The sequence below is a fragment of the Rathayibacter sp. AY1E8 genome, from assembly GCF_002931415.1.
Classification (GTDB): domain Bacteria; phylum Actinomycetota; class Actinomycetes; order Actinomycetales; family Microbacteriaceae; genus Rathayibacter.
Map to the genome: position 1 here is coordinate 1 of NZ_PSVI01000113.1, position 1,126 is coordinate 1,126.

The following is a 1,126-nucleotide window of genomic DNA, read 5'->3' on the forward strand; positions in this document are numbered from 1 at the left end:
CCTCGGCGGGCGCATCGGTCGACGGCGCACCGGTGGACGGCGCATCGGTGGACGGAGCGTCGGTGGAGGTGGAGTGCAGCGGTGTGGCGCTGGAGGTCGGCGTGCTCGACGGCGTCGCGGCGAACGCGGCGGTCGAGCCGAGCGCGACGAGTCCGAGGGCGCCGACGGCGATGCCGATGGTCAGGGCGCGCTTCTTCGGACGGCGCGGCCCGAAGCTCGAGCCCTTCTCGGCGGGGGTGGTCGACTCGGTCATGGGTGTCTCCTCGTTCCGGCCCGGTGCCGACCCCGTTCGGGATCGGTTGCGGCCGGTTCCATCTCAGATTCGAAGGCGAATCTGAAGCCGGACTTAAGAACAGACCCTCCACAGCAGACGCCGGGTGCGCCCCGATCCGCGGCCCCTAGGTTCGAGCACATGCCCTCCTCCGCCCGTGTGCTCCTCATCGAGGACGACGACGCCATCCGCTCCTCCGTCGAGACCGCGCTGCGCAGCGAGCGCTTCACGGTCCGCGGTCTCGTCTCCGGCGAGAACCTCGCCCGCGAGCTGAGCACCTTCGCTCCGGACCTGGTGATCCTCGACTGGATGCTCCCCGGCCCGAGCGGCATCGTGCTCGCCGAGCGGATCCGCCGCAGCAGCGACGCGGCGGTGATCATGCTCACCGCCCGCGACGCCGTCGACGACCGCCTCCGCGGCTTCGACGAGGGCGTCGACGACTACGTGGTGAAGCCGTTCGTGCTCGCCGAGCTCGTCAAGCGCGTGACCGCCGTGCTGCGCCGCCGCGGCCGCATCCCGTCCGTCGTCGAGATCGGCGACCTCGTCGTCGACCCGGAGTCGGGCCGCGCCCGCCGCGGCGGCATCGCCCTCGACCTCACCGCGACCGAGTTCCGCCTCCTCGCCTTCCTCGCCGGGAACCGCGGCCGCACCCTCACCAAGACCCAGATCCTCACGCAGGTCTGGGGCTACGACCACGTCGACCCGAACCTCGTCGAGGTGCACCTCAGCTCCCTCCGCAAGAAGATGGAGGCGCACGGCGACCGGCTCGTGCACACCGTCCGCGGCCTCGGCTACCGGGTGGAGGCGTGAGCCGCGCCCAGCCGGGCGCGCTGCGGACGGGCTCGCTCCGCCTCC

The 1,126-nt window shown here is 72.4% G+C and carries 1 protein-coding gene and 1 pseudogene; one reads left to right on the plus strand and one right to left on the minus strand.

The annotated features are described in order from the left end of the window. Nucleotides 1–253: pseudogene (locus C5C74_RS16840) on the minus strand (hypothetical protein); the annotation flags it as partial. 159 nt (nucleotides 254–412) lie between these two features. On the opposite strand from C5C74_RS16840, the gene C5C74_RS16845 reads away from it, so the two are divergent. After that, on the plus strand, nucleotides 413–1,081 hold the full coding sequence (locus tag C5C74_RS16845; RefSeq protein ID WP_104351944.1) for a response regulator transcription factor: 669 nt from the start codon (nucleotides 413–415) through the stop codon (nucleotides 1,079–1,081). Nucleotides 1,082–1,126: the final 45 nt, after the last annotated feature.